At 54.9% G+C, this 11,859-nt stretch carries 13 protein-coding genes; 8 read left to right on the forward strand and 5 right to left on the reverse strand.

Annotation, left to right across the window (positions count from 1 at the left end):
- The first annotated feature begins 90 nt into the window (after nucleotides 1-90).
- The 3 genes from AC1RKG_RS01075 (at nucleotide 91) to AC1RKG_RS01085 (ending at nucleotide 2,277) form a co-directional block, all read left to right on the forward strand.
- Nucleotides 91-1,020 carry a LysR substrate-binding domain-containing protein gene (locus AC1RKG_RS01075; RefSeq protein ID WP_041414527.1) on the forward strand — a complete coding sequence of 310 codons (930 nt, stop codon included), beginning with the start codon at nucleotides 91-93 and terminating at the stop codon, nucleotides 1,018-1,020.
- Nucleotides 1,021-1,041: 21 nt separating this feature from the next.
- On the forward strand, nucleotides 1,042-1,281 hold the full coding sequence (locus tag AC1RKG_RS01080) for a DUF1289 domain-containing protein (protein ID WP_115058942.1): 240 nt from the start codon (nucleotides 1,042-1,044) through the stop codon (nucleotides 1,279-1,281).
- A 99-nt stretch (nucleotides 1,282-1,380) separates the two neighbouring features.
- The gene (locus tag AC1RKG_RS01085; protein WP_020826683.1) at nucleotides 1,381-2,277 is read left to right on the forward strand and encodes an aldo/keto reductase; all 897 of its coding nucleotides are present in this window, start codon (nucleotides 1,381-1,383) and stop codon (nucleotides 2,275-2,277) included.
- 58 nt (nucleotides 2,278-2,335) lie between these two features.
- On the opposite strand, the gene AC1RKG_RS01090 is transcribed toward AC1RKG_RS01085, so the two are convergent.
- The gene (locus tag AC1RKG_RS01090; RefSeq protein WP_493181720.1) at nucleotides 2,336-4,183 is read right to left on the reverse strand and encodes a polyurethane esterase; all 1,848 of its coding nucleotides are present in this window, start codon (nucleotides 4,181-4,183) and stop codon (nucleotides 2,336-2,338) included.
- A 240-nt stretch (nucleotides 4,184-4,423) separates the two neighbouring features.
- On the opposite strand from AC1RKG_RS01090, the gene sodC reads away from it, so the two are divergent.
- Nucleotides 4,424-4,948 (forward strand): superoxide dismutase family protein, encoded by a 525-nt coding sequence (gene sodC, locus AC1RKG_RS01095; RefSeq protein WP_020826685.1) that lies wholly within the window; start codon nucleotides 4,424-4,426, stop codon nucleotides 4,946-4,948.
- Nucleotides 4,949-4,954: 6 nt separating this feature from the next.
- Here sodC and AC1RKG_RS01100 read toward each other — a convergent pair whose 3' ends face one another.
- The 3 genes from AC1RKG_RS01100 to AC1RKG_RS01110 are packed head-to-tail and all read right to left on the reverse strand — an operon-like array spanning nucleotide 4,955 to nucleotide 8,095.
- Nucleotides 4,955-6,988 (reverse strand): FUSC family protein, encoded by a 2,034-nt coding sequence (locus AC1RKG_RS01100; protein WP_493181722.1) that lies wholly within the window; start codon nucleotides 6,986-6,988, stop codon nucleotides 4,955-4,957.
- Between the two features lie 9 nt (nucleotides 6,989-6,997).
- Entirely contained in the window at nucleotides 6,998-7,855 is an 858-nt protein-coding gene (locus AC1RKG_RS01105; protein ID WP_493181724.1) for an efflux RND transporter periplasmic adaptor subunit, read from the reverse strand.
- Between the two features lie 3 nt (nucleotides 7,856-7,858).
- Entirely contained in the window at nucleotides 7,859-8,095 is a 237-nt protein-coding gene (locus tag AC1RKG_RS01110; protein ID WP_104410897.1) for a DUF1656 domain-containing protein, read from the reverse strand.
- A 180-nt stretch (nucleotides 8,096-8,275) separates the two neighbouring features.
- Between AC1RKG_RS01110 and slyA the strand changes: the two genes are divergently transcribed.
- On the forward strand, nucleotides 8,276-8,710 hold the full coding sequence (gene slyA, locus AC1RKG_RS01115; protein ID WP_012144945.1) for a transcriptional regulator SlyA: 435 nt from the start codon (nucleotides 8,276-8,278) through the stop codon (nucleotides 8,708-8,710).
- A gap of 86 nt (nucleotides 8,711-8,796) precedes the next feature.
- Here the strand turns inward: slyA and AC1RKG_RS01120 are convergent, their stop codons facing one another.
- Complete coding sequence (locus AC1RKG_RS01120; RefSeq protein ID WP_044552917.1) at nucleotides 8,797-9,261, reverse strand: outer membrane lipoprotein; 465 nt, start codon at nucleotides 9,259-9,261, stop codon at nucleotides 8,797-8,799.
- A 369-nt stretch (nucleotides 9,262-9,630) separates the two neighbouring features.
- On the opposite strand from AC1RKG_RS01120, the gene anmK reads away from it, so the two are divergent.
- The 3 genes from anmK to pdxH all read left to right on the forward strand — a co-directional run bounded on the left by anmK (nucleotide 9,631) and on the right by pdxH (nucleotide 11,841).
- Nucleotides 9,631-10,752 (forward strand): anhydro-N-acetylmuramic acid kinase, encoded by a 1,122-nt coding sequence (gene anmK / locus AC1RKG_RS01125; RefSeq protein WP_128865407.1) that lies wholly within the window; start codon nucleotides 9,631-9,633, stop codon nucleotides 10,750-10,752.
- 45 nt (nucleotides 10,753-10,797) lie between these two features.
- Nucleotides 10,798-11,100 carry an MliC family protein gene (locus AC1RKG_RS01130; RefSeq protein WP_122079141.1) on the forward strand — a complete coding sequence of 101 codons (303 nt, stop codon included), beginning with the start codon at nucleotides 10,798-10,800 and terminating at the stop codon, nucleotides 11,098-11,100.
- Nucleotides 11,101-11,187: 87 nt separating this feature from the next.
- The gene (pdxH, locus tag AC1RKG_RS01135) at nucleotides 11,188-11,841 is read left to right on the forward strand and encodes a pyridoxamine 5'-phosphate oxidase (RefSeq protein WP_046373687.1); all 654 of its coding nucleotides are present in this window, start codon (nucleotides 11,188-11,190) and stop codon (nucleotides 11,839-11,841) included.
- The last annotated feature ends 18 nt before the right edge of the window (nucleotides 11,842-11,859 follow it).

Here is an 11,859-nt window from a genome sequence, read left to right on the forward strand (position 1 = left end):
ACCCGAGCGGGTATAGATAATGTAGTACTTAACAATGATGTTGATTAGTGCCATATTCATGCTTTCTTGATTAAGTAAAACTTCATAATCATGGATAAACTGAATCGAATGGCGGTATTCGCCACCGTGGTGGCCGAAGGATCGCTAGCCGGAGCCGCCCGGCGACTGGGAATGACGCCGTCAGCGGTCAGCCAGCACCTGCGCTCACTGGAAAAAACGCTTGGCGTGCCCTTGTTGCACCGTTCTACACGCCGCCTGGCGCTCACCGAAGCGGGGGCGGCGTTCTATCCCGGTTGTGAGGCGATGTTGTTTCAGGCACAGCAGGCCGAACAGCGTCTGGCGGAACTGCGCGATACCCTGGTGGGAGAATTGCGCATCGCGACGACCATCGGTATCGGTGGTCGCCCGTTAGCGGAGGCGATGGCGCCATTGTTGCAGGCGCATCCCAAGCTGACGCTGAAGGTGCTGGCTGACGACCGGATTGTCGATATGATTGATCAACGTATCGATATTGCGCTGCGGGTTAATCGTCAACTGGCGGACGCCAATATGATTGCCCACCCGCTGGCCGAATGGCCGATGGTGCTGTGTGCCGCTCCTCGCTATCTCAGCCAGCATGGCGTGCCGGAGACGCCACAAGACCTGGTGCAACACCGATGGATCACCGGGGCTTTCAGCGGTGCGCATCTCGATTTGCATCACCAGAGCGGCCAGCAGCTTAAATTGCGTCTGGCGGAAGGGCAGATTGTCAGCGACAGCATGACCGTCATGCGCGCCTTCACCCGCAATGGTTTGGGGATCTCGATTCAACCCCTGTATGAAATAGAAGATGAGCTGCAACGCGGTGAGTTAATCCAACTGATGCCTGAATGGCGGCCGACACCGTTACGGCTGCATGCGATGACGCTCGAGCGGGCGATGCCGGAGAAAAATCGCCAGGCGCTGCGTTACTTGCGCGACTATTTTCGCCGCCACACCGAAAAGTCACTTGCCAGCGGCGCCGATGGCGTCTTCAATTAGCAAGAGATAACAGGAGGACGCGTGCCGCAGCAGCTTGAGTTTTTTGACATCCCCAGCCCGTGCCGAGGTATCTGCCAGGCCGATGACCGAGGCTTTTGCCGTGGCTGCCTGCGCAGCCGCGAAGAACGCTTTGGCTGGATGCAAATGAGCGATGCGCAAAAAAGGGATGTGCTGCGCCTGTGTCACCAACGCTTCCTGCGCCTTCAGCGAGCCAATAAACAGCCCGATGAGCCGCTACCCGAACAGCCGTCGCTATTTTGACCGGTACCCGATCCGCCGCACGTTAGCGCGGCTTTCCCCTTTCCACGTCGTTACCCGCTTGTGTATGCTGGCATCAAACACTGTCATGAGGTTTCAATAATGGAAAACCGTATTCAACTCGCGCCGCAGGGGCCTGAATTTTCCCGCATGATTTGCGGATACTGGCGTTTGATGGAGTGGGGCATGTCGCCGCAACAGCTGTTGGCGTTCATTGAGCAGCATATCGAGCTGGGCGTGACCACTGCCGATCACGCGGATATTTACGGCGGTTATGCCTGCGAACAGGCTTTTGGCGAAGCGATGCGGCTGAAGCCGTCATTGCGCCAGTCGATGGAGTTGGTGTCCAAATGCGGTATCGCCACTACGGCCAAACCGGGCAACGCCATCGGCCATTACATCACCGACCGCGAGCATATTGTTTACAGCGCGGAACGTTCGTTGGCGCATCTGCATACCGACTATCTTGACCTGTTGCTGATCCACCGTCCGGATCCGCTGATGGATGCCGATGAGGTCGCCGAGGCCTTTGTGTCTCTGCACCAAAGTGGCAAAGTGCGTCACTTCGGCGTTTCCAACTTCACACCGGCGCAATTTACGTTGCTGCAATCGCGGCTGCCATTCTCGCTGGTGACCAATCAACTGGAGATTTCACCGATTCATCAGCCGAGTATCCTGGATGGATCGCTGGATCAGTGCCAGCAATTACGCATCAAGCCGATGGCCTGGTCTTGTCTGGGGGGCGGCCGCCTGTTCAGCGACGCCGAGTTCCAGCCGCTGCGTGATGAGTTGCAGGCGGTGGCGCAGGAAATAGGGGCCGAGACTATCGAGCAGGTGGTGTACGCCTGGGTGATGCGTCTGCCGTCGGCACCGTTGCCGATTATCGGCTCAGGCAAGATTGAACGCGTGCGTTCTGCATTGAAGGCGCAGCAATTGACGCTGGATCGTCAACAGTGGTTCCGCATCCGCAAAGCGGCGCTGGGTTACGACGTACCTTAACCGGCCCAATAAAACGGGCAGCCTCGGCCGCCCGTTTTTAACGTTAATGTCCCGGTGTTCAGGCCAGTACCACCTGGCCGTCCGACAGGCTATCGAACCCGACCCCGACTAAAGTGACCGTATTGCCGCCAAAATTAAACACCAGATTGTCGTTCACCTCGGAAGCAAAATCACGGAAATTACCGCCCGTACTGCTGCCGTCGGTACCGATAAATACCAGCTTGTCTCGGGCCTGATAGCCGTAAATCAGATCCTGACCGAAGTCGCCGCTGAACAGGAAGGTATTGTTGCCGCCCTGGCTGTGCATAACGTCGTTACCCGCGCCTCCGACGAACACGTCATTGCCTTTGCCGCCAAACAGCTGGTCATTTCCTTCCAGACCGAATAGCCAGGAGCCGGAATCCTTGGCGGTCAGAACGTCATCGGCCGCGGTGCCGTTCGCCGAACTGGCGTAGGCGGTCAACCCCTTGGTGGAAAGTAATCCGTTGTCGGTCACCTGATGATCAACCTCTTTGGTGAAAATCAGCAGTGACGACTCTTTGCTTTTCAGCGTGCCAATCGAGTTAGCCAGAGTGATGCCACCGTCAGCATCGCGCAAATAGAGCGTATTGCCGTCGTACGCGACCTCGGTATTTTTCAATGCATGTTGCAAATCCAGGGTGTTATGGCCTTCACCGCCGGAAATAATATTAAAACCGCCATCGTCACGGAAGGTGTCATTGCCGGCTCGGCCCTCGAGATAATCATTTCCCGCGCCGCCCTTGATAAGGTCATTGCCGTCACTGCCGACAATAAAGGTTGGGCCGCTGTGTTGCTCGGCGTTACGGTTGAGGTCTTCCACCCAGGTATTGCCGCGGGTAACGTCAGAAAGATTGGAGACAATCACCGTCGAATCTTTGCTGGTCAGCGAGTAGAACTCTGAATTCAATACCCGCATCAATCCGTCCTGATAAAAAAACGGCAGGTGAGATAACCAGGTTGGCACATTGAGGATCGAGAAGGGCAGAATATTCCAGGCGGTGGAGGCATAGTGGTCGTTGAAATTAACGATGTTATTGGTAGCGGACTCTTGTGGTGCGTCATGCACGCCCAGCGTTGCTGAAGTGCGCGTCGTGCCATCCAACGCGCGGAATACCGGATCGTTTTCGTAGCCGATATTAATGACTTTATCGCCGGTTTCGTATTGGGTAGGAGAAGCGAAGGCGACATAGTTTGACTGCGCGTAGAAGCCACCCCAATTGCCGTCGCTGAGCGCCGCCATGCTGTTCACGGCCAGGCCGCCGAGGCTGTGACCACTGATGGTAATGTCATCCCCACTCAGCCCGTGAGACTGGGCGAACTTGGCCACATCCCCCAGCAGGGTGCCGAAGGCTTTCAGGCTGTAATTATCGGCATAACCACTGGGACCGAAACCGGCCAGCAGGTCATTGACCAGATCGCCGATGGTATCGGTGATTAACGATTCACGCGGGCCGCTGGTGCCGCGAAAAGCAATGCCGATGCCGGTGAGATTACCCTCGCTGTCGTATTTTCCCAGTACTTCGGCCTGTGCAGTGGTATAGCCCAGAGTTTCACCGTAATAGGTGCCACGCGCGTCCGTTTTGCCCTGATAGCCTAATTGATCTGCGCTAATCAATGACCAGCCGGCGTTATTTACCGCCGCCAGCGCCGCCTTTTCCGAGTCAGGGTTCCAGGGAATACCGGGTAATCCGCCCTGTGATTGAGTACTGCCTATCAGCGCGTTGACCAGGGTAAAGGGCAGGCCCAGCCCGAAGCCGGTATTATGATAGCCTTCATCAAAACCATTATCGATATTGTGATAGGCGTAGGTGGAAATTGCCATGGCATCGGTAAATAACGCTTTGGACTTCGCCTCATCGAGGCCTTGATAATTAAAGATTCCCATATCAGTTCCTTATGAATTAGCTGCGTTGCCGGGTTAATCTTTGAATAGCTATTGCAGCGAGTCGCAATGAAATGAGTATGCCGCACGGCGTCTGGTCGGAGGACCGACATCGGTAGAATTATTATTAGTAGTAATTATTAATAATGCGAATTTGATCGCCAAAATTGTGCGTGTTTTGTGCGGTGACGCGGCAGCTTCCCCTATACTGAACACTCACAGAGACTTCAAGGAGATTGATTGATGAAACACTATTGGTATGCAGCCTTTGGTTTGATGGCCTGCGGCGTTGCTCAGGCGGCGACGGTGGATGTTGACATGAATCTGGTGACCGGACAGGGAATTGGTCAGGATATTGGCAAGGTGACGATCAGCGAAACGCCTTATGGTTTGTTGTTTACGCCACAGCTCAAAGCCTTGCCGGCCGGCGTGCACGGTTTTCACGTTCATGAGAAGGGCAGTTGCGAACCGGGAATGAAGGACGGCAAGGCCGTCGCGGCGTTGGCGGCCGGCGGACATCTTGATCCACAAAAAACCGGTAAGCACCTTGGGCCGTACGCCGACGGTCATTTGGGGGATTTGCCGGCCATTTACGTGACCGACGACGGCATGGCCAGCTACCCGGTGCTGGCGCCTCGGCTGAAAAAAATCAGCGAAATCAGCGGCAAGGCACTGATGGTGCACGCCGGTGGTGATAATCACTCCGATCATCCCAAACCGCTGGGTGGCGGAGGCGAACGCTTCGCCTGCGGCGTGATTAAGTCATAACAACGGTTAGCGGGCGGTGGATGTCGTCGCTGCGCTATCAACAGGGACAATCGCCTGCTGTAGCTGCTGCAACGAACAATAAAGCCGCCAAATCAAGCCTGCCAGATCGCGCGCCGCCTGTTCAGGGTGGTGCGCCAGCGCAGTACTCATGCGCTGCAGTTCTTGCAGGCTGGCGTCCAGCGAACTGTGCTGCACGCCTTTCTCCGTCATGATGCCCCGCAGGCAGTGAATACAGACGTCACGAACCGCCGAGAGCGGATCGGAACGGGTTTGCCAGTCACGCAGTTGCCAGACGATATGGCTGCAGTTGAGCAACACCACGCCCCAGCGCAATAACCAGCTGCGCGCTTCTTGATCCTGACTTTGATTCAGTTGGCTGATGCGATGATAGATTCGCGATTCAAACTGGCTCTCGTTTTGCTGCGGTTTTTTGCTTAACTGATCGATAAAGTCCCGCCGCAGGGCGCGGATAATGCGCCGACTTTTGCGTTTGTCCGAGCTGGGTCGCAATATTTGGAAGGCTAAACCGGCCAGCAATACCCCGACAATCTTCCCGATGCTGTCATTGATAAACGACTGATAGTCGTAGCTTGGTGGATTGGTGACGGAAAGAAAAGAGCCCATGAATACGATCAGTTGCCCCCAGAGTGCGGCGTAGGAGGGGTGCTGCAGCTTGATCATCTGCATCGTTACCAGCACCGGGAACAGAAAGGCACAGAACAGCCAAAAATCATCAATCTGAATCATCAGGCCAAATTTCACCACAAAGCAGACAATCGACAGCAGCAGCACCGCCTTTAGCAGGGTAGTGATGCTGTTGATGGGGGACGGCGTGGAAGAGTAGAGCACGCAGCTGATGGCAATCAGCGTCAGGGCCGAGCTGCCCGCGTCCCATTGGGTGTTAATCCAGTAAGCGCAACCAATGACAATGCACAAAAAGGTGCGCAGGCCGTTATATGCCGCTTCGTAGCTGTCGGTGTGACGGGCCAAAGAGGTGACGCGCGGTGGCTGAATATCGCTGACCGGCGTGGCGCTCTCCAGACGCTGCAACCAGCGGCTGGCGCTCAGATACAGCCAGCAGAAATGGCGCAGACGTAGCCAGAAGGCGCGATGACGATAGTCGGCGGGATCTTGCGGCGCAATCTGTTGCAGTATGCGCGCCAAACGGTACTTGTCAGTCTCGGGGTTACGCAGCTCGGTCAGCAGTTGTTCCAGCACGCTGGCCAGGTTGTCCGGGCGATCCGGCCAGTTCAGCAGCATGCGGCGCAGGCTGGAGATCACGCTGGTAATACGTAACTGCTGGTGCAGCATATAGTTGAGCAGATTATTCTTTCGGCGTAGCCGGTAGTGGCTCCAGAAAGCCTGAATACGCAGCAAGTTCATGGTCAGTATTTGGCCGATAACCCCTTCGTGCGAGGTACGCATCTGCACGGTGATTTCCGGCTGCCACAGCATCGCGGCATGTTCCAATAATCGCAGATGCATGCGCCGCAACGAGGTTAACAAGGTTTCGCCGTCAGAGGTGCTGGGCAGGATCATCATCATCAGACCGCCGCACAGAATACCGGTGATAACCTCACAAACGCGCGCTTGGGCAATATCAAAGATCTGCTGAGTGTCCGTCACGTTGACGGTGCTGAAGGCGATGATGGCGGCGGTGTAGCCCGCCAGCGCGAAGGCGTAGGAAACGTTGTTCTGATAGTGGTTTGAAATATAAGTGCACAGGCCGATCCAGGCGGCGATAAACAGCGTGAACAGCCAGGGATCGTTCAGGCAGTGCCCGGCGATGGCCACCGATGCCGCAGCGCCGACCAGGCTGCCGAAAACACGGCCGATGCTTTTACTGATCACACCGCCAACGGTGGGGAAGCTGACTACCGCGGCCGATGTCAGCGCCCAGTAAGGTTCGTCAAGATTGAGAACGAACGCGACCCACAGTGACAGGCACATCGCCAGCGAATTGCGCAGCGCATAACGCCATTGTCCGCCGGTGGCTTTTCCCCAAGGGGTGCGTTTCCATTCCAAAAAAGGCAGGTTCACACGTTAGCCTTACTGATGAATCGAGATGGTGCAGGTGGTGCCCGCGACCAGCGGCAAATCTGCCGGAATATTTAGCAATTTTATCCGTACCGGCACGCGTTGCGCCAAACGAACCCAGGGCACGTTGGGTTTCACGTCCATTAATAAATCGCTGCTGCTTTCGACGCTTTGATCGTAAATGGCGCGGCCGATACTCTCAACTTCACCCTGAAGCGGAGTGTTGCCGTTATATAAAACGATGTCCGCTTTATTGCCTTCTTTTATATGTTTTAGCTTGGTTTCTTCAAAATAACCGAGCACATAAAACGAGTGCACATCAACCAGCGCAACCAGCGGTGAGCCGACGCTGGCATAGTTACCCACGCGGGTTTGCAAATTGGTGATATAGCCATCGGTAGGGGCATAAATTTTAGTTTTACTTAAATTCCATTTTGCCTGTTCCAGATTAGCTTGCGCGGCTTTATACGCGGCTTTCATTGCCTGTGCCGCTAAATTCGATTCGTCCATATCTTCCGCAGAAATAACATTTCGCGGCAGACTGCGGCGTCGAGCCGCCTCATGATCGGCCTTGGCCAGGTCAGACTGCGCTTTTGCCAACGCGGCCTCAGCATTGTCGAGTGCAATCTGGTATGGCACGGGGTCGATCGTAAAAATCAGACTTCCCGCAGGTATGAACTGATTGTCATGAACGGTTATTTTCTCTAATCTTCCAGAAACTTCTGGTGTGATATTGACGAGTTCGGCGCGCACCTTTCCATCGCGCGTCCAGGGGGATTGCATATAGTAATTCCATAACCACCAACCGGCACAGATGGCAATGGCACAGACGATTACCGTAGAAAAATATTTTAATGTTTTATACGTCATGAGTTACCAACTCGCTAAAAGCCACAGGGAGCCGCTGACGGCGATGACGAAAATAGACAAATCCATCAGCATAGGGTGCCAAATTTCGCCGGAATAAATCCAGTCTCGCAACAGGTGGTGTACCAGTAGCCATAAAATCAGGCCGAGCAAAACAGCCTTAAATAGGGGCGGAAAATAAAGCGAGGCGCCCAGCACCAAATCGGGTAGCGGGGACGAGGCATGAAGCCATGAAGTATTCACATTAACAATCCCAGTGAGTGAATATGTTGAGCGGTTGCATAGAGAATAAACAATAACTGATCAAAATGGTGGCTATTTCCACAATATACATTATATACATTTGTGTTTTTAATGTGAGTTACTCAAAATAGTCTAAGCTCTGGGAGGGTATGTTAGCATGCTAATTATAAGGAGGGGTAAGTGGAGTCAACATTAGGTTCAGATTTAGCACGATTAGTTCGTGTATGGCGCGCGCTCATCGATCATCGGCTCAAGCCGCTGGCGCTCACGCAAACGCATTGGGTTACTTTGCACAGTATCAATCGTTTGCCGCCGGAGCAGTCACAGATCCAGTTGGCTAAAGCGATCGGCATTGAGCAACCGTCATTGGTTCGTACTTTGGACCAACTGGAAGAGAAGGGGTTGATTACTCGCCATACCTGCGCCAATGACCGGCGTGCAAAGCGTATCAAACTGACTGAAGCGGCCGATCCCATCATCCGGGAAGTGGACAGCGTCATCAGCTCTACGCGGGGCGAGATTCTGAGCGGCATTACTACTGATGAAGTACAACTGTTGGTTGGTTTGATTGGCAAGCTTGAGCAAAACATCACTGAACTACAAAATAAACAATAAGAATTTCTTTTTATTCGATTAGATTTCACAGCATCGGAAATGAAACCGGAGGCCTAAAGCCTCCGGTTTTACCCTACGCGTAGCGCTTACAGTGGCGATACGGTAATGGTGTCGCCGGTGCGAGCCATACGAACGCGCTGACCTGGGCTGAACTTGGTTGCGCCTGCCTTCTGAACCACCACGATATTCTCTTTCTGGTCGGTCTTGATTTCCAACTCGTAGCCTGAGGTACGGCCGGCAGCTTCGCCGATGCTGTTACCCGCCACGCCACCGGCTACTGCGCCGGCTGCGGTTGCCAGGCTGCGACCGGTACCGCCGCCAACGGTGTTACCGAGGAAGCCACCCAGTACCGCCCCGCCAATGGCACCAATGGTATTCGACGTTTCACTGCCCTGAATTTTGACCGGGCGAACAGAAACCAGCGTGCCGTAAGTCACGGTTTGAACCTGCTTGGCCTGTGAAGCGGAATAGACGTCGCCGGACATGGAATCATTGGCGCACCCTGCCAGCGTAACTGCGGCGATGGCAACGACGAGAAGACGCTTGATCATATAAAACTCCTGTTGATAGTAGTCCATAACCTGGGGAACCTTTCCAGGCCAGATTCAATGAAAATGATAGACAAAGTATGGCTCAAACGCACGTACATCACCATGACCCGCTACTGCACGCAGCTTAACTTTGCGCTGTTCAACCAATAATAAACGGTGGTTTAGCTTTATAACAGTGCCGCGAGAAATTCCGTTACACGTTGAGCGATTGTTTAGCGGTGACACCTCAGCAAGAAAGCAGGCAATAAAACAGGCGCATCGTTCACAGAGGTGAAAAAAAACATCAGAATTCATGGCGTTAATTTTTTAATTCTGGTTTATTTGTTGGGTCAAAAATTTGCTTCCCCGCGCAGGGTAAAGGATGTTGCTATGAAGTCAGGCCGCTATATAGGTGTTATGTCCGGCACCAGTCTGGATGGCGTCGACGTGGTGCTTGCCGCGATAGACGGACGAATGGTGGCGCAGCAGGCCAGCTACAGCCATCCGATGCCGATTCAGCTCAAGCAGGATATTCTCGGTATGTGCCAGGGGCAGCAAACCACGCTTGCTGCAGTGGGGCGACTCGATGCGCAGCTCGGCACATTGTTCGGCGAGGCGGTGCTTGGCCTGCTGAAACAAACCGGCGTTGCGCCCCAGGACATCACCGCTATCGGTTGCCATGGCCAGACGGTATGGCACGAGCCCGAAGGTGACGCACGCTTCTCTATGCAATTGGGCGATAACAATCGCATTGCCGCGCTGACCAATATCACCACCGTGGGGGATTTTCGGCGGCGTGATATGGCCTATGGGGGCCAGGGCGCGCCACTGGTACCGGCCTTCCATCAGGCGTTGTTGGCGCATCCGGTGGAACGTCGCATGGTGCTGAACATTGGCGGTATCGCCAATCTTTCGATGCTGTTGCCGGGGGCGCCGGTGCGCGGTTTCGATACCGGGCCGGGCAATATGCTGATGGATGCCTGGATCTGGCGCCATCACTCGCAACCTTACGATAAAGACGGCGCCTGGGCGATGGAAGGCCGTGTCTGTCTGCCTCTGTTGCAGCAGATGCTGGCCGATCCTTACTTTGCGCTGCCGGCGCCGAAAAGCACCGGCCGTGAATATTTCAACGCCGCCTGGCTGGAGAACCAGCTTTCGGGGCTGCCGGCGGTCAAGCCGGTTGACGTACAAACCACGCTGGCAGAATTGACGGCGGTGACCATTTGCGAGCAGGTTCAGTTGGCGGGCGGCTGTGAGCGTTTGCTGGTTTGTGGCGGCGGGGCGCGCAACCCGTTGCTGATGGCGCGAATGTCGGCGCTACTGCCCGGCACCGAGGTGTGCCTGACAGACGATTTTGGCATCAGCGGCGACGATATGGAAGCGCTGGCCTTCGCCTGGCTGGCGTTTCGTACCTTGTCTGGCCAGCCCGGTAATCTGCCTTCGGTCACCGGCGCCAGCCGTGAAACCCTGCTGGGTGGGATTTATCCGGTTTTGCCTTTAGGGGGCCGTTAGCTCTGTTAGGATAGAAATCGACAGATTTTCCTAAGGAGCAACAGCATGAAAAAAATCATTATTGCCGCCGGTGCGCTGGCGTTGGCCGGTTGCAGCTATGTTCTGCCGCAAAGCAGCCAGACCCTGCACTATCAGTGTGGCACCACGCCGCTGACGGTGGCGCTGGACGGCAAGGAGAGCACCGTCAGCCTGCTGATGGACGGCGAGCAGTTGAAACTCAAGCAGGTGCTGGCCATGACCGGCGCAAAATACAGTGACGGTAAATACACCTTCTGGTCCAAGGGCCAAAACGCCTACCTTGAGCGTAATGGCAAAGTGATCATGAGCGACTGCACGCTGGCGAATTGATCCGGCGGTTGCGGCGTCAGATCGATTGAGATCCTGACGCCGCTGGCGCAGAATAGAATCACGATTTTTCAGTTGGTTGATAACCCAATGATTGAAAATAATGAATTTGATGTTGCGGACCTGCGCCGTGAATACACCCGGGGTGGCCTGCGTCGCAACGATCTGACCGCCAATCCGCTGGAGCTGTTCGAAAAGTGGCTTAAACAGGCCTGCGACGCTCGTTTGGCCGATCCGACTGCCATGTGTGTGGCCACCGTGGATGAAAATGGTCAACCCTATCAGCGTATTGTTTTGCTTAAGCATGTGGATGAAAAAGGGTTGGTGTTCTACACCAACCTGGGCAGCCGCAAAGCACAGCAATTGGCGAATAACCCGCATATCAGCCTGCTGTTCCCGTGGCATATGCTTGACCGCCAGGTGATTTTCCTCGGTAAGGCGGAGCGGCTTTCCACTTTAGAAGTAATGAAGTACTTCGCCAGTCGCCCGAAAGACAGCCAGATCGGCGCTTGGGTGTCGCAGCAGTCATCGCGCATTTCCGCGCGCGGGGTGCTGGAAAGCAAATTCCTCGAGCTGAAGCAAAAATTCCAACAGGGCGAAGTCCCGCTGCCGAGTTTCTGGGGCGGATTCCGGGTCAATTTCGACTCCGTCGAGTTTTGGCAGGGCGGTGCCAACCGCTTGCACGACCGTTTCCTGTACCAACGGGACGGGAATGACTGGAAAATTGACCGACTGGCGCCCTGAAGACCGAAAATCCCCCTT

It is taken from the genome of Serratia sp. GW822-FHT06D09, assembly GCF_058799515.1.

Excerpts from the sequence above, each read along its gene's own strand:
- AC1RKG_RS01130 (WP_122079141.1), top strand. The coding sequence starts at position 10,798 with ATGAAAAAAATCATTATTGCCGCCGGTGCGCTGGCGTTGGCCGGTTGC.
- AC1RKG_RS01120 (WP_044552917.1), bottom strand. The coding sequence starts at position 9,261 with ATGATCAAGCGTCTTCTCGTCGTTGCCATCGCCGCAGTTACGCTGGCA.
- AC1RKG_RS01105 (WP_493181724.1), bottom strand. The coding sequence starts at position 7,855 with ATGACGTATAAAACATTAAAATATTTTTCTACGGTAATCGTCTGTGCC.
- AC1RKG_RS01090 (WP_493181720.1), bottom strand. The coding sequence starts at position 4,183 with ATGGGAATCTTTAATTATCAAGGCCTCGATGAGGCGAAGTCCAAAGCG.
- anmK (WP_128865407.1), top strand. The coding sequence starts at position 9,631 with ATGAAGTCAGGCCGCTATATAGGTGTTATGTCCGGCACCAGTCTGGAT.
- sodC (WP_020826685.1), top strand. The coding sequence starts at position 4,424 with ATGAAACACTATTGGTATGCAGCCTTTGGTTTGATGGCCTGCGGCGTT.
- pdxH (WP_046373687.1), top strand. The coding sequence starts at position 11,188 with ATGATTGAAAATAATGAATTTGATGTTGCGGACCTGCGCCGTGAATAC.
- AC1RKG_RS01075 (WP_041414527.1), top strand. The coding sequence starts at position 91 with ATGGATAAACTGAATCGAATGGCGGTATTCGCCACCGTGGTGGCCGAA.
- AC1RKG_RS01085 (WP_020826683.1), top strand. The coding sequence starts at position 1,381 with ATGGAAAACCGTATTCAACTCGCGCCGCAGGGGCCTGAATTTTCCCGC.